This is a genomic window from Flavobacterium cerinum (genome assembly GCF_004028155.1).
GTDB classification, from domain to species: Bacteria; Bacteroidota; Bacteroidia; order Flavobacteriales; family Flavobacteriaceae; genus Flavobacterium; species Flavobacterium cerinum.
Genome location: NZ_SBII01000005.1, coordinates 187,654 through 203,504 on the forward strand (window position 1 = coordinate 187,654; position 15,851 = coordinate 203,504).

At 37.9% G+C, this 15,851-nt stretch carries 16 protein-coding genes; 8 read left to right on the plus strand and 8 right to left on the minus strand.

The annotated features are described in order from the left end of the window. Nucleotides 1-203: 203 nt before the first annotated feature. Nucleotides 204-740: a hypothetical protein gene (locus EPI11_RS09495; RefSeq protein WP_128389728.1), complete on the plus strand. Its 537-nt coding sequence runs from the start codon at nucleotides 204-206 to the stop codon at nucleotides 738-740. 55 nt (nucleotides 741-795) lie between these two features. Here EPI11_RS09495 and EPI11_RS09500 read toward each other — a convergent pair whose 3' ends face one another. Beyond that, nucleotides 796-1,149, minus strand: a complete 354-nt coding sequence (locus EPI11_RS09500; RefSeq protein ID WP_128389729.1) for a 4Fe-4S dicluster domain-containing protein — start codon at nucleotides 1,147-1,149, stop codon at nucleotides 796-798. 72 nt (nucleotides 1,150-1,221) lie between these two features. Here EPI11_RS09500 and EPI11_RS09505 point away from each other — a divergent pair, with 72 nt between their 5' ends. From EPI11_RS09505 to EPI11_RS09515, 3 genes are all read left to right on the plus strand, one after another. After that, nucleotides 1,222-2,280, plus strand: coding sequence for an acyl-CoA reductase (locus EPI11_RS09505; RefSeq protein ID WP_128389730.1), 1,059 nt, complete (start codon nucleotides 1,222-1,224; stop codon nucleotides 2,278-2,280). A 77-nt stretch (nucleotides 2,281-2,357) separates the two neighbouring features. Then, nucleotides 2,358-3,431 (plus strand): 3-phosphoserine/phosphohydroxythreonine transaminase, encoded by a 1,074-nt coding sequence (serC, locus tag EPI11_RS09510; RefSeq protein WP_128389731.1) that lies wholly within the window; start codon nucleotides 2,358-2,360, stop codon nucleotides 3,429-3,431. 97 nt (nucleotides 3,432-3,528) lie between these two features. Further along, on the plus strand, nucleotides 3,529-4,494 hold the full coding sequence (locus EPI11_RS09515; RefSeq protein ID WP_128389732.1) for a D-2-hydroxyacid dehydrogenase: 966 nt from the start codon (nucleotides 3,529-3,531) through the stop codon (nucleotides 4,492-4,494). Nucleotides 4,495-4,634: 140 nt separating this feature from the next. Here EPI11_RS09515 and EPI11_RS09520 read toward each other — a convergent pair whose 3' ends face one another. Next, complete coding sequence (locus tag EPI11_RS09520; protein ID WP_128389733.1) at nucleotides 4,635-5,255, minus strand: L-threonylcarbamoyladenylate synthase; 621 nt, start codon at nucleotides 5,253-5,255, stop codon at nucleotides 4,635-4,637. A 170-nt stretch (nucleotides 5,256-5,425) separates the two neighbouring features. On the opposite strand from EPI11_RS09520, the gene EPI11_RS09525 reads away from it, so the two are divergent. Beyond that, on the plus strand, nucleotides 5,426-5,875 hold the full coding sequence (locus tag EPI11_RS09525; protein ID WP_128389734.1) for a hypothetical protein: 450 nt from the start codon (nucleotides 5,426-5,428) through the stop codon (nucleotides 5,873-5,875). 76 nt (nucleotides 5,876-5,951) lie between these two features. On the opposite strand, the gene EPI11_RS09530 is transcribed toward EPI11_RS09525, so the two are convergent. Together EPI11_RS09530 and EPI11_RS09535 are read right to left on the minus strand one after the other, a co-directional pair. Continuing rightward, on the minus strand, nucleotides 5,952-8,285 hold the full coding sequence (locus EPI11_RS09530; protein ID WP_128389831.1) for an ATP-dependent helicase: 2,334 nt from the start codon (nucleotides 8,283-8,285) through the stop codon (nucleotides 5,952-5,954). Between the two features lie 54 nt (nucleotides 8,286-8,339). Then, nucleotides 8,340-8,729: a ribosomal maturation YjgA family protein gene (locus EPI11_RS09535; RefSeq protein WP_206619106.1), complete on the minus strand. Its 390-nt coding sequence runs from the start codon at nucleotides 8,727-8,729 to the stop codon at nucleotides 8,340-8,342. A 143-nt stretch (nucleotides 8,730-8,872) separates the two neighbouring features. Here EPI11_RS09535 and EPI11_RS09540 point away from each other — a divergent pair, with 143 nt between their 5' ends. After that, nucleotides 8,873-9,403: a DUF7935 family protein gene (locus EPI11_RS09540; RefSeq protein ID WP_128389736.1), complete on the plus strand. Its 531-nt coding sequence runs from the start codon at nucleotides 8,873-8,875 to the stop codon at nucleotides 9,401-9,403. 312 nt (nucleotides 9,404-9,715) lie between these two features. Further along, nucleotides 9,716-10,414 (plus strand): adenine nucleotide alpha hydrolase, encoded by a 699-nt coding sequence (locus EPI11_RS09545; RefSeq protein ID WP_128389737.1) that lies wholly within the window; start codon nucleotides 9,716-9,718, stop codon nucleotides 10,412-10,414. A gap of 7 nt (nucleotides 10,415-10,421) precedes the next feature. Here EPI11_RS09545 and EPI11_RS09550 read toward each other — a convergent pair whose 3' ends face one another. Next, on the minus strand, nucleotides 10,422-12,494 hold the full coding sequence (locus tag EPI11_RS09550) for a M1 family metallopeptidase (RefSeq protein ID WP_128389738.1): 2,073 nt from the start codon (nucleotides 12,492-12,494) through the stop codon (nucleotides 10,422-10,424). Nucleotides 12,495-12,636: 142 nt separating this feature from the next. On the opposite strand from EPI11_RS09550, the gene EPI11_RS09555 reads away from it, so the two are divergent. After that, nucleotides 12,637-14,418, plus strand: coding sequence for a mechanosensitive ion channel family protein (locus EPI11_RS09555; protein WP_128389739.1), 1,782 nt, complete (start codon nucleotides 12,637-12,639; stop codon nucleotides 14,416-14,418). Nucleotides 14,419-14,425: 7 nt separating this feature from the next. On the opposite strand, the gene EPI11_RS09560 is transcribed toward EPI11_RS09555, so the two are convergent. The 3 genes from EPI11_RS09560 to EPI11_RS09570 form a co-directional block, all read right to left on the minus strand. After that, entirely contained in the window at nucleotides 14,426-14,896 is a 471-nt protein-coding gene (locus tag EPI11_RS09560) for a DUF6934 family protein (protein WP_128389740.1), read from the minus strand. An 88-nt stretch (nucleotides 14,897-14,984) separates the two neighbouring features. After that, entirely contained in the window at nucleotides 14,985-15,479 is a 495-nt protein-coding gene (locus EPI11_RS09565) for an SRPBCC family protein (RefSeq protein WP_128389741.1), read from the minus strand. Then, nucleotides 15,476-15,796, minus strand: a complete 321-nt coding sequence (locus EPI11_RS09570) for an ArsR/SmtB family transcription factor (RefSeq protein ID WP_128389742.1) — start codon at nucleotides 15,794-15,796, stop codon at nucleotides 15,476-15,478. Before EPI11_RS09570 ends, EPI11_RS09565 begins: the two co-directional genes overlap by 4 nt. Nucleotides 15,797-15,851: the final 55 nt, after the last annotated feature.

Sequence of the window (15,851 nt, forward strand, 5' to 3'; positions counted from 1 at the left end):
GGGTGCAAATATAGGGTTTTCGATTGGAGTTACAAAGTCGCATTGCTGGAGAATGTTAAAGATAATGGAGAACTATAAAGAGTTTATATAATTATTGCTTTTAAAATTGCAAATCGATATTTATCAATACTTTATGTTTTCTTACAGATTCATTTAACATTATGCAAGTAACTTTATATGTTTAAACCTAAAACAACTAAATTATGAAAAAGGCCTTACTAACAACTGCACTACTGGTTTTTACATTTAGCCTTAGTGCGCAGATCAAAAACGTAACGAAAGAAACAAAGACAACTACTGTTACTGTAAATAATGGTCAGAAAGTAGATAAAATTGTAAAAACAACAAAAACCGATGCCGAGCAGCAATTAGAATTTAAAGATGCCGATTCAAAAAAACTGAATAAAGATGTAATGCCTACACCGGTTCAGGTAAACTCACAAACTACGATTACAGCAAATGGTACAACTGTTGCAGAAATTGACAGATCAAGTTTTTACATGATGAATGGACAGAATTACCAATTTGTAACCGACAGAGCCGGAGGATATAGAGTTGCTTCTCCTGATAATGTGAATTACGGGACAATGAGAAAAGCGTCAAACAATAATTATATATTTAAATATAATGGTAAGACGTCTTTAGCTCACTTTGATGCTGATGGAAATCTGGTTGTTGAAACGTATGATGATAACGGAAGCGGTTTGATTGTTGAAACTTATTCGTTAGTTAAAAAATAAAAATGGAATTGCCATGAAAAAGAAAAAGCCTGAAGATATCTTCAGGCTTTTTTCATTAATCGTCTCCGTGTAAGAAGGCTTGTCTGTTTAGCAGTGTTTCTTCACTTTCCACGTGGTTGTCGTCAGGAATACAGCAGTCTACCGGACAAACGGCAGCGCATTGCGGCTCATCGTGAAAACCTTTACATTCTGTACATTTATCGGGCACTATATAGTATATATCGTCAGATATTGGAGTATTTGGGTCATCGGAATCAACCTCTTCACCGTTTGGTAGTACAATTCTTCCACGAAGTTTTGTACCGTCTTTATACCTCCAGTCATCGGCCCCTTCATAGATAGCAGTATTAGGACACTCGGGCTCGCAAGCCCCGCAGTTAATACATTCGTCTGTTATAATGATCGCCATAGCTTATTTTAGTATTAATAACGTAAATTTGCAACAAAATTACACCCAAATCTATTCATAAGCAAATTCAGAATGACTTTAGCCGAAAGAAAATCAGCCTTCATAGCCCTTGGCAAATTTTTAAGCCAGTTTAAATTAGACAACAGCCAGCAACAGGAAAACGTTCCGCTCAACGATTCGTTTTATAATGATATGCTTGCTCTTATAGAGCTTTCCAGATCGCATAATGGCTGGTATACAGACGAACAGGTGTTTTTTGCTCTACAATCATGGGCAGATGCACTAACGCGTGAAAACCTTGACAAGTGGCTTGAGAATTACAACCTGAATGAAATTGAATCTAAAAAAGTAGGGTTAATCCTCGCGGGGAATATCCCGTTAGTTGGTTTTCATGATTTTCTGTCGGTACTTATTACAGGGCACAAAGCATTGGTTAAAACATCATCTAATGATCAGCACCTCCTACCCTTTTTAGCCAAATACTTAATTGCTGTTGAACCAAAATTCAATAACAACATTATTTTCACTGAAGGTAAATTGGAAGGTTTTGATGCTGTTATAGCTACAGGAAGTAATAATACAGCGCGTTATTTTGAATATTATTTTAAAGACAAGCCGTCTATTATTCGAAAAAACAGGAATTCTGTTGCTATACTTACCGGTAAAGAAACAAAAGAAGACCTTATAGCTCTGGGTGAAGATATCTTCCGATACTTTGGTTTGGGATGCCGTAATGTATCTAAACTTTTTGTACCAAAAGGTTATGATTTCAAAGTGTTTTTTGAAGCCATATTCGAATATAAAGATGTTATCTTTTATGAGAAATATGCTAACAATTATGACTACAACAAGGCTGTTTTCCTGATGAGCAATTTTAAGCTGCTGGACAACGAATTCCTGACTTTAAAAGAAGATACCAGCCATGCTTCTCCAATATCGAGCGTGTTTTATGAATTCTATGACGATCTGGAACAATTAAAGGAACGTTTAAGAACAGAACATGAACAAATTCAGTGTATTGTGAGTAATCAACTTACGGATGACAGTATCGCTTTTGGACAAACGCAAAAACCAGGACTGTTAGATTATGCAGATAATGTGGATACAATTGCATTTTTATCAAAAATATAGCAGAATTATTTATAATATTTTAGCTGTTTATCGGTACATAATTAGGAAATTTGCAGTACCAAAATTCATCTCATTCAATGAAAAAACACAATTTCAGCGCAGGCCCATCTATCCTGCCACAGGAAGTATTCGAGAAAGCAGCACAGGCTGTATTAGATTTTAATAATTCCGGCCTATCCATACTTGAAATATCCCACCGCAGTAAAGATTTTGTTGCTGTTATGGAAGAAGCAAGAGCTTTAGTATTAGAGCTTATGGGGCTTGAAGGTAAAGGCTACCAGGCATTGTTCCTATCGGGTGGAGCGAGCCTTGAATTTTTAAGAGTACCTTATAACCTTATGAAGATGCATGGTAAAGCCGCTTACCTGGATACAGGAACATGGGCCGCCGGAGCTATTAAAGAAGCAAGGCAATTTGGTGATACTAATGTAATAGGATCGTCTAAAGCTGATAATTACAGTTATATTCCTAAAGACTATACTGTTCCTGCAGATGCTGACTATTTTCACTGCACGAGCAACAACACGATCTTTGGCACCCAGATGCATTCGTTCCCGGAAACCACTATACCGGTAGTATGTGATATGAGCTCTGATATATTTTCCCGCAATTTAGATTTCTCAAAGTTTGATCTTATCTATGCAGGAGCACAAAAAAATATGGGTCCGGCAGGTACAACTCTTATTGTTGTAAAAGAAAGCATACTTGGCCATACAGGCAGAGTAATTCCATCTATACTGGATTACAAACAGCATATTGATAAAGAGAGTATGTACAATACACCTTCTGTATTTGCGGTGTATACCTCTTATCTTACTCTGCAATGGCTTAAGAACAATGGTGGTATCGATGCCATGGAGAAAAGAAATAATGATAAAGCAGCTTTGCTTTATGCTGAAATAGATCGTAATCCTTTATTTTCAGGTACGGCAAAAACTAAAGATCGTTCCCGCATGAACGTTACCTTCCTTCTTAAAGACGAAGCACACACTGAGCAGTTTGACAAACTTTGGAAAGCAGCAGGAATCAGTGGCCTTCCGGGACACCGTTCTGTAGGTGGTTACCGCGCTTCTATTTACAATGCTATGCCTATAGAAAGTGTACAGGTTTTAGTAGATGTAATGAAAGAACTTGAAAGAAGTAGTCAGTAAACAGTAGCAGTTGACATTAGCTTCACTCTTTTTTAAAAGGAGTATCTTAAATAATTACGATTGAATCTTTCAATCATTAAATTTTTAAATCAAAAAAATGAAAGTATTAGCAAATGATGGTATTTCTAAAAGTGGTATAAAAGCACTTGAAGAAGGCGGATTTGAAGTAATTACAACAAAAGTTGCCCAGGAACAGGTGGCTAATTATATAAATGCAAATCATATAAGTGTTTTATTAGTGCGCAGTGCTACTAAAGTGCGCGAAGATATTATTGACAGCTGCCCAAGCCTTAAGATTATTGGTCGTGGTGGTGTGGGTATGGATAACATTGATGTAGAGTATGCTCGTGAAAAAGGTATTCACGTAATCAATACACCGGCTTCATCATCAGATTCTGTGGCAGAATTGGTATTTGCGCACTTGTTTAGCGGTGTACGTTTTCTTTATGATTCGAACAGGAATATGCCTCTTGAAGGCGATACTAATTTTGAAGGACTTAAAAAGGCTTATGCTAACGGTATTGAACTTCGTGGTAAAACATTAGGTATCATCGGGTTTGGAAAGATAGGAAAATCAGTAGCACGAATAGCGCTTGGATTAGGTATGCGTGTTATTGCTTCAGATAAGTTTGTAGGTCACGGTGAAATAAGAGTTGATTTTTATAACGGACAGTTTATTAATGTTGAAATAGCTACTGAGCCTATGGAAGACATTTTTAAACATGCCGATTTTATCACGCTTCACGTACCTGCTCAGGATGGTGGTTATGTTATTGGTGCTGAAGAATTGGCAGCCATGAAAGACGGAGTAGGCATTATTAATGCATCACGTGGTGGTGTTATTGATGAAGTTGCTTTAGTAGATGCTTTAGATTCGAATAAAGTTGCCTTTGCAGGTCTTGATGTATTTGAAGAAGAACCTAAGCCGGCAATACAGGTATTAATGAATCCTAAAGTTTCACTTACCCCCCATATTGGTGCTGCTACATTAGAAGCACAGGATCGTATTGGTACTGAACTCGCAGAACAAATTATCAGTTTATTAAAGACTGAGAACGCATAGTTAGTTTATTCTAAATAAGAAAGGCTTCCAAAATTGGAAGCCTTTCTTACATATTATTTGTGGTTTCAATAAAAGTGTAACTTAATCGAATCTTAATCTTCTTAAGATTTCTCCTATTGTCGAAATGAGATGACGTTGCATCAAAAAACATCAGGGTCACCTTTACCTTCTCTGATCACTACAGGTTCCGGACCTGAAAGATCTATAATGGTAGAAGCATAATTATCACCATATCCTCCATCTATAACTACATCAACAAGGTTCTGCCATTTTTCAAATATAAGTTCCGGATCGGTAGAGTATTCCAATACCGCATCTTCATCGTATATTGAGGTAGACACAATTGGGTTGCCCAATTGTCTAACAATTTCTAAGGCGATATTGTTATCGGGTACACGGATACCTACAGTAGTTTTCTTCTTAAACTCTTTTGGAAGGTTGTTATTTCCCGGTAAGATAAAAGTATAAGGTCCCGGTAACGATCGTTTTAATATTTTAAAGGTACTGGTGTCTATCTGCTTCACATAATCGGATATGTTACTCAAATCACTACACACAAAAGAAAAATTAGCTTTTTCAAGTTTAATCCCCTTTATTTTGGCAATACGTTCCAGTGCTTTGGTATTGGTAATATCGCAGCCCAAACCATATACCGTATCGGTTGGGTAGATGATAATTCCGCCATCACGAAGGATCTTTACCACTTTGGCAATTTCCTTTTCGTTAGGGTTTTCAGGGTATATTTTTATGAATTGGGACATGATTGGGTAGTTTGCATTTGAATTGTTAAAGTTACAAATAGTGTATGAATAGTAATGTTAAAGCATACTTAAACATTAAGTGGTTTAAAATCAATTGAAATATACCTATTAATGGGTATATTTTGAGTTATACTACTCTATTACCTTTACTTAAATTCAAATACAGGACAATGAAAATTAAACAAGTACTCACAGTAATAGTATGTGCAGTTTCATTTCTAACAGCATCTGCTCAAAAAGTTGAACAATTTACAATTGACGGGAATACCTACTATGGTACCAAGGCATTTCCTGAAGAAATTTTAGGATACTATAAATACGAAAAAACCAAAGAGCCTGTCGTAGAGATAAATAAAGATGGTTCGGGTTTGTTTCAGGTACATGGAGTTAAGGCTTATCCTGTTGAGTATTGGATACAAACGGATGCAAAGGGCGTTATCCAAAAACGAACCAGTGAAACCAATAAAAACTATCAGGTAGTTCTCATCTTGAAATATGGCAGCAATGGCGAATCCGGATGGAAAGGCGATATGGTTGGTAAATATGATCGTATAGAAGTAACATTGGCTTTTGATCAGGGTTATGCTATTGCTCTTGGTGAACGCTTTAAGAAATTATAATTTAAAGTAATAAAGTAAATAACCCGCAATAAGTTTTATACTTGTTGCGGGTTATTTTTATATTGAAAAGTATAATTTATTCCAGTATATCCAGCTTTGCAAAGCGTAGCAAAAGCTTTTTAAGTCCGCCTACATCAAAGCGTATTTCGGCTTTTTTATCGGCTCCTACTCCTTCAAGGCTTACCACCTGCCCTTTACCAAAACGTTCATGCATAACCACATTACCTGGTACTAACTTACTTTCGGGCATGGATGAACTGCTTACAGGTGCTCTGCCTTCTATTGGTTTTAACCTGCGTACGCTTGACTCCGGTTTTGGATCGTTATCAGTTACCCATTTTGGCGGTGTAGTACTTACTGGTTTTGCCTGTCTTAGTTTAGATTTGTCTACATCACCAAAAACATCGGTATCAATCATCGGTTTATAACGATAATTGGTTTCAGTTGGTGTAAGGTATTCCAGATATTTATCGGTAATTTCTTCAATAAAACGGGAAGGTTCGCTATCTACGAGCTTGCCCCAGCGGTATCGGGATTGGGCATAAGTAAGATACGCCTGATGCTCAGCACGGGTTAGTGCTACATAGAATAATCTTCGCTCCTCTTCCAGTTCGCTGCGGGTGTTTAAACTCATGGCACTTGGGAACAGGTCTTCTTCCATACCTACGATAAATACATGTGGAAACTCCAATCCTTTTGCAAGGTGGATGGTCATCAATGCCACGCGATCGTCATCTCCTGTATCTTTATCAAGATCGGTAGCCAGGGCAACATCTTCCATAAATTCGGATAATGCGCCACGTGCTCCATCTACTTCCTTTTGCCCTTCGATAAAGTCCCTGATACCGTTTAGTAATTCTTCTATATTTTCGATACGTGCTATACCTTCGGGTGTAGCATCTTTCTTTAGTTCCTGTATAAGCCCTGTTTTCTTGGTAACATGTTCGGCAAGGTAAAATGCATCCTGGCTTTCATTGATCACCTGAAAACTTTTTATCATGCTTACAAAATCATGAAGCTTGTTTTTGGTTCCGGAATTTAGCTTCAGGTCAATCCTGTCAATGTTTTCCATTACCTCAAAGATTGAACGCTTATAGTGATTTGCTGCGACCGTAAGTTTTTCTACAGTACTGTCACCAATACCACGTGCAGGATAATTGATAACCCTTATCAGGGCTTCTTCATCTTTCGGGTTTATAATGAGCCTTAAATAGTATAGCACATCTTTGATCTCTTTTCTTTGGTAGAAAGAGAGTCCGCCATAAATACGGTACGGAATATCACGTTTACGAAGGGCATCCTCCATAGCACGTGATTGTGCATTCGTTCGGTATAAAATTGCAAACTGTCCGTTTGTTAGCTGGTTTTGCATTTTTTCTTCAAAAATGGTACTCGCTACAAAACGGCCTTCTTCACCATCAGTAAGACTTCTGTGTACTTTTATTTTGGCTCCATCATGATTGGCAGTCCAAACAACTTTATCAAGCTTTGTCTTGTTATTATCTATAATAGCATTTGCTGCCTCAACTATGTTTTTTGACGAACGGTAGTTTTGTTCAAGGCGATACATTTGTACATTGTCGTAATCTTTCTGGAAATTCAGGATGTTATTGATGTTTGCGCCCCTAAAAGCATAGATACTCTGAGCATCATCCCCTACCACGCAGATATTTTGGAACCTGTCTGATAATGCTCTAACGATAAGATACTGGGAGTGGTTAGTATCCTGGTACTCATCTACCAATATATAACGGAAACGATCCTGATACTTCATTAATACATCAGGGAAACGATTTAAAAGTTCGTTAGTTCGCAGTAAAAGATCATCAAAGTCCATTGCTCCGGCTTTAAAGCAACGGTCTACATATGCTTCATATATTTCACCCAGACGCGGTTTTTTAGACATTGCATCGGCTTCCTGAAGCTCAGCGTTATTGTAGTAGGCCTTTACTGTAATAAGGCTGTTTTTATAAGATGATATCCTACTTAATACCTGTTTGGGTTTATAAACGTCTTTATCGAGCTGTTTTTCTTTTATAATAGAGCCTATAAGGCGCGCACTATCCTGGCTATCGTAGATAGAAAAATTTGACGGATATCCAAGCTTATCGGCCTCAACACGCAGGATCTTAGCAAAAACCGAGTGAAATGTTCCCATCCATAGGTTTTTAGCCTCAGAATTACCCACAATATCGGAGATACGTTTTTTCATTTCCTTAGCAGCCTTATTGGTAAAGGTTAGCGAAAGAATGTTAAAAGCATCGACACCCTGGCTCATAAGGTAAGCAATACGTATGGTAAGTACCCTGGTTTTACCAGAGCCTGCACCTGCAATAACAATCATTGGGCCGTCTTTTTGCAGCGTTGGAGCCTGCTGTGCCTCGTTTAACTGGCTTATATATTTGTGGATATCCATTGTAGTAATTAAGTATGCAAAAGTAACGATTTTAAGCGAGATTTACTCTTAGATTTTATGTCTTGAAAACCATAAATTATCGACCAATACTACTGCCAGTATGCCTAAAAAACAGGCAAGTAGATCACTCCACAAAAAACCGGAACCTAATATAAGCTTCCCGGGGATAGTCTGCCTGATCTCATTTATCCAGCCTGCCTGATACAATTGGCTTATTTCGATACAATAACAAAATAATAGTGCTATCATACTTCGTAAGATCAGGTTTTTATTGATGGCGATACAACTAACAATGTAATATACCATAAAAGCGTAAAGCATATCACCCAGATACAAATTTACTATATTAGGAAACCATGCCTGTTTGATCCGTACAAAAAGACCAGTGGCTATAGTTATAACAATCACTACTGAATATAATACCCTTTTGAAATGCACTTTGTTTTCTTTGATGTATATCAAATATAATTGTAAAATTATTTTTAGATGCTGTGTGATAAAAAACTTATTTCCTTATTTTCGCTTTTTACAATTTGTGATGCCTCAACAACGTTACAGCTAACATCTATCAACTATTATATATGGATACTAATAAACTAATCGAACTTGCTTTTTATACCCTTCCTGCCCTTATAACCGGTGGAGTTGCCTATTATTTTTTTAACATGCATACTAAAAATGAGGAAGGACGCCGCCGTTACCTGATACATAAAGAAGCGCAGAAAAATGCATTACCATTGCGCCTTCAGGCTTATGAACGCCTTACTCTTTTCCTGGAAAGGATAAACCCTGCCAAATTACTTATACGTATTACTCCGCAATCATCCAATAAGTTTGATTATGAAGAGTATTTGGTTTCGCAGATCGAGGTAGAATATGAGCATAACCTTGCACAGCAAATCTATGTTTCATCGGAGAGCTGGGATATTATTACTACAGCTAAAAACGCAACGATACAAATGATCCGTAAAACGAATCTGGATCCGAAAGTTACTACAGCACAGGAACTTCGTGAAACAGTATTGAGTGGTCTTTTTGACAGGCAGACTCCAAGCAGCGTTGCTATTGCCCATCTAAAAAATGAAGTGTCAGGTCTTTGGAAAGAAGATTAATACAGGTTATAAAATATTGAAAAGCATCTCTTTTGAGGTGCTTTTTTGTATTATGATTAAAGTTTTTTTTGGTTTTATATAAACTTTAAAATAATATGAAGACATTTCTATATGTCTTTACGTATTATGCAAACTCCCTAGTTATATTTAATTATAACTAATGGTAAATATGTATGATTGCTTATGATGAAACTATTAGAGGTACCGGAGAACCTTTAAAGATAAAATTGGTTTACCGATAGTTTTATTGAAGTGTCTGTATTCAAATAAAAGCGGTATTTCCTTAAGTTTGCAATTCAATATTGATTACTGATGCAAACCCAACCCATAAAAGCGTATTTCAACTGGAGTACAGGTAAAGACAGTGCTTTAGCGCTATACTATCTTTTACAGAATACCAATTACAGTGTTGACTGCCTGTTTACTTCGGTAAATGCTCATTACAACAGGGTGAGTATGCACGGATTAAGAAAGGAACTGCTCGAACAACAGATAAATTTCATTGGAATTCCATCAAAAACCATTGAACTCCCAGAACAGCCTACAAATACGGAGTATGAGACGTTAATGACGGATAAAGTAAATGAGCTATTATCTGAAGGCTATAAATGTGCTGCTTTTGGAGATATTTTTCTCGAAGATCTTAAAGCGTATCGTGAAAAACAGCTTGCCCCTTTTGGGATTAAAACGGTATTTCCATTATGGAAAAAAGATACCAAAGAATTGCTGACAGAATTTATTAACCTTGGATTTAAAGCTATTACGGTTTGTGTAGACGGCAGTAAACTGGACAGCTCGTTTGTTGGACGTATAATTGATCATCAATTTATAGCTGATCTTCCCGGAAATGTTGACATTTGTGGTGAGAATGGAGAGTTCCATACCTTTTGCTATGATGGTCCCTATTTTAAACAGCCTGTTGTCTTTAGCAAAGGGGAAATAGTCCTTAGGGAATATGATACCAACGGATATAAATCTAAATTTTGGTTTTGTGACCTGATACCTGTTTAGTCAATATCTATTTTTCAGCGAGTAAGGCTTCCAGTTTTTTCTTTTCGGCTTCTGTTAATGTTGGCAATAAATTTTCAAACTGCTGGCGGTATCCCTCTTTCTTTAAAAGTTTCCTGATATTGTCTTTTCCGAATTTTACAAACTGCCATTTGTGGTGAAGGGTTGCGTTAACAAGATTTCGCAAAATCACAGGATCGGGTTTGCCTAAATATAACAGGTTTGCCAATGCATTTGTGCGTACACTGCTTTCATATTCAGGTGCTGCATAACCTTGCAGTTCTTCATAAAACTTCTCTTTATCAGCCGGACGGTAGTTTTTTGCAACATAGGCTAGCGTAAGCAAAAGTATCTTCAAGTTTTTATCGTTAAAGCCAACCCAGTCTTTACCAATATCGAGGAATTCACCCTGCCTTTCAGGAAAGTTTCGGCATAGGATATTTATAGCAACTTCACGGGTAATATAAGAGTCATCAAATAATAGGGTTTTGTATTCTTCTATAAAATCTACAGGAAATTTAGTAACTGTTCTTGCAACTGCCTGTCGAAGACGAAGGTCTTTACTTTTCAAGGCTAAACGTACAAAATCTGCTTTTTCGGTGAAGGGAACTTCGGCAGTTTGGAAAATAGCTTCTTCTTTAATGGCATAAAAAGCATCTGACTCCATCAGCTTCATGAACATTTCTTTTTTCTCTTTAAAAGGATTGTCCTGCAACTCGCCCATTTCAAGATATAGCGTCATAGAAGTGTTCTTTTTAATTAGTTCTATGGCTTCCTGAACTTCAAAACCTCCTTTTTCCAGCCATCTTTTCTTAAAAGAATTGGTATCGTAATCAGATACTTTATTGATCTCCGCTAAGAACTGGTCGGTATTTACATTTTTGAATGCGTATTTTTCTAAATAGTTTTTTACAGCAGTACGGAATTTATCATGTCCAACACCCTCACGAAGTACATGTAGTGCCCATGCTCCTTTTTGGTAGAATGATAGCGAACTTGCTTTTTCGTTCATTATAGGAATAGTATCAGTTTTAGAGGCCTGCTGTAAACGTTCGGCTATGTCATATAATTCATGGTAAAAATGATCGTCGCCATAGATTTTCTGTTCAGCCAATAAGGCGTAATAGGTTGCAAATCCTTCCTGCAGCCAATGGTGCGTACCTGATTCTGCCGTAACAATATCGCCAAACCACTGGTGGGCAAGTTCGTGTGCATTAACATTAATGTACGTACGGTCGTTAAACCCGATAGGATCGACTACGAAATCCTGCGAAAAAATAGTAGAAGTAGTATTCTCCATGCCGGCATATAAAAAGTCCAGTACCGGAACCTGTCGGTATATTTTCCATGGGTACTTCACGCCTATTTCCTGCTCGAAAAAATTAAAGATCTCCCTACTGTAACGATAAGTCGGTTCGAATTTATCAGAACTCTCATCTTTTCGCAGGTAAAATTCCAAAGGTGTGCCCGAAGCAGCCGTTTCTTCTCTTTTACTAAACCTGCCAATGGCAAGCATAACAAGATAACTGCTCATGGGGTCATCCATTTCATATTCCCATTTTTTCTGTCCGTTTTCGTTAGACATCCTTTTAAGCGTTCCATTAGAAAGTACAGTATATCCGCCATCAAAAACAGCCGACAGATTAAAGATCACCTTCTCGTTTACGTCATCAAAACTAGGGAGCCAGTGACTGGTATATTTACCCTGTCCTTGCGTCCATATCTGGACTGCATTATCCTCATTTACAAAATACATGGTTTGTTTGGGCTGTGCTTCATAAGCGAATTCCAGCGTGTTATTTCCTTTTTTAAAACCATTGTAGAGTTTCAAAGCTTTAGTCGTGACAATGTATTTTGCTTTTTTACCATTAATCCTAATATCTTTAAACTGCATATTGCGGGCATCTATGGTAATAGTATCTGTTTTTTTGTCCAGTACTTCAAAGTCGTATACCACCTTACCCATTACTTTTTTATGAGGCACATCGAATGTAAGATAGGCATTAGCAGTTTTAAAGTCGACCTTTTTAGTTTGCTGTGCTGCAGCAAGTATAGGTATAAGAAGGAAAAAAAGATATTTCATTTTTTGATTTGGACGTTTATACAAAACTACACAATTGCTAAAGCACTGGCAATGGTTTATTTTTAGAACATAACGTTAAAGAAAAAACCATAGCGCCCGGATTTTGTTTAAATTTATAACTAAATGCCTAAAAACAACATCTATGCTGTCTTCATTACAACATAAATTATACACTTTCATCTTTTTCATAGTGCTTATTGGATTGCCTCTAACAGTGAAAGCACAACTACTGGGTACAGGAAAAAGTACTACAGAAGAAGCTCCTAAAGTTCCGGCTGATTCCCTAGGCAGGAATACGCCCCAAGGTACTGTAAACGGTTTTATAAAAGCCATTGCTGAGCAAAACTATATACGTGCCAGCCAGTATCTTGTATTGAGCAAACGTTCGTATCGTAGTGTAAAAGAACGGATTCGTATTGCCCAGGCATTCCAGCGATTGTTGGATCAAAATGGGGATATCCTGCCCCCTTCTATGATAAACAATAAGGAAACAGGGCGTACAGATGATGAACTGGCGGCAGGGATCGATCTTGTAGGAACCATTACGACCAATAATACACTTATAAACCTGTATGTAGAGAACCAGACGGAAGATGATAACAAACCGGCACTATGGCAATTCTCTGACGAAACGGTAAACGCCATTGCAAATGCAACTATTGGCGATGAAACGATACTGGACAGGATATTGCCTGATGTACTGAAAGAACGTAAAATGGCTGGCGTACCAATTGGGCATTGGTTTGTTGTCGTTGTAATGATACTTGTTGCCTACATGCTTTCTTGGGCTATAATTTCTTTAATTGGTTTCCTTATACAGCGCTTCTGGCGGAAAGCAAATACAGAGAAAATTTCAGCCATTATAGATGCTTTTACACTTCCTGCACGACTGTATATGGGGGTGTTGGTATTTGTGGCACTTACCCAGCGTTTAGGGATATCTATAATTGTTAGGCAGCGTTTTAGTGTAATAATTGTTACTATAGCCATTGTTGCTTTTCTAATACTGCTATGGAGGCTGACTGACTTTATAAGCAGCTATAGTAGGGATAGGATGACCCTGCGAGGAAGGATTTCGGCTATATCGGTTATATTGTTCTTAAGGCGTACTACTAAAGTAGCTATAGTGATCATCGGTATTATTGCAATACTGGGAGCTGTGGGTGTAGATGTTACTGCTGGTATAGCTGCACTGGGAATTGGAGGTATTGCACTGGCATTGGGAGCGCAAAAAACTATGGAAAACTTTGTGGGTAGTGTTTCATTGATCGTGGATCAGCCGATACGGGTGGGCGATTACTGCCGTATAGGCGACATTAAAGGTACAGTTGAATCTATCGGCATGCGTTCTACCACATTGCGTACAGCTGCACGAACCATTGTTACGATTCCGAATGCCGAATTTGCCGCGAGTAAGATCGAGAACTACACACACCGTGACCGCTTTCTTTTCAACCCGATACTTACGTTTAGAATGGAGACTACGCCTGACCAGCTACGGTATTTACTGGTAGAGCTCCGGGCACTGCTGTATTCGCACCCGAGTGTTGTTAACTCCTCGCCTATTGTCCGTTTTAAGGGGATTACTGCCGATGCTCTTAAGGTTGAAATGACAGCTTATATTGAAGCTGCTAATGTTGATGATTCACACGAAGTACAGGAAGACTTATTACTGCGAATACTTGATATTATAGATAATAGCGGAACCGGGCTCGCTTATCCTTCACAAACCATATATTTTGCAAGGGATGGCGGTAACTCTGAGGAAAAAACTGCTCAGGCTGAGGAAACCGTTAAAAAATGGAAAGAAAATGGTGAGCTCCAACTGCCCAAATTCGATCAGAAACGGGTGGATGAGCTTAGAGGAATGATTCAGTATCCTGAAGAAGGCAGTGTTGTGAAACCTGAACCAAATAATGAATAATTACAACTTATTTTCTCCTCACAAAATAACCTTCTACATCTTGATTAGGATCAAAAGGTATATTGATGAGTTGTCCCTGCTTGTTGTGGACTGCTCCGAAAAGGATAAAGGTTTTGGAAATTTCGGCAAGATTATGAGAGAGCATGATGCGGTATAACCTGATTTTTGCTTTATCACTGCTTCCAAAGAGAATCAGGGCTTTAGGGTAACGTTCGGTGAAAGCATAGGCAGAATAAGCCACTGTGGTTAAAATCTGCTGTAAATCGCCATTATTGCTTATTCCGATGTCGTCAATCTCTACCTCGCCTGTTGTTTCATTACTGGAAATGATATCGCCAAAGCCAAGGTTATACACGTCTTTATTTAGAGTCTGAGTATATTTAATTGCTTTTTGAATGGGTCCGTTCTTACCAGTACTTGTAAATTCGAACACAGTAAAATCAGGATTGGCAGACAGTTCGTATTTGGCATGTGTCATGCATACAATGTACGTTTATTATTTACAATTAAAACTACAAAAAAAGGTCTTTAAAATTTTAAAGACCTTTTTAGAAATCATAGAACTCTTAGTGATTTGCCAGGTAATCATCAAGATTGGTAAGACCGGCGGTAAAGCCTTCCTGGAATCCAAGTTTAAGGAACATATCCATATCTTCAGGTTTGTCAAAAGTGATATCCATAGTTACAGTTGTGCTATCTCCAGTCTGACTGAATGCCTGATTCCAGTACATTCTTGGGAAATCGAGATTTTCGATACCGTCTTCATCGCAAAACATAACAGCACTAAGAATATTCTTGTTCGGTTCAATGATGCCGTAGTCTACCCTGCACCACGATTTGTCGCCTTCAGGACTTACCATAGCATAAAGCCACTGACCTCCATTACTAAAATCCATTGATTTTGTTTCTGCCCTGTATGGTTTTGGTGCCCACCACAGGTCCAGTATTTCGCTGGTAGTCCAGGCTTTCCATACCTGCTCTACCGAAGCGTCAAAAGCTCTTACAACCGTAAGCCTTTTGTTTTCTGTGTCTTTTGTAAAGACTGCTTCTTTGTTGATCATAATTGTTTATTGTTTTGTTGTTTTAATATTTCGTCCAGTTGGTCAAAGCGGCTTTCCCACTGTACGCGGAACTGCTCCATCCACATGTCTACTTCTTTCATCTTTTCCGGATTAAAATGATAGTATATTTCACGTCCGTTTTGTTTCTGACTTACCAATTGGCATTCAGAAAGTATTTTAATATGTTTTGATATGGCCTGCCTGCTGCTGTCGAAATGTTCGGCAATAGCATTTGGGGTCATAGCATTTAGGGCCAGTAAACTCAGGATAGCCCTGCGTGTTGGGTCGGCAATTGCCTGAAATACATCTCTTCTCATAATTAAACTAGCAATCATTCAGTTGCAAATATATAGGCAACCGTTTGATTGCGCA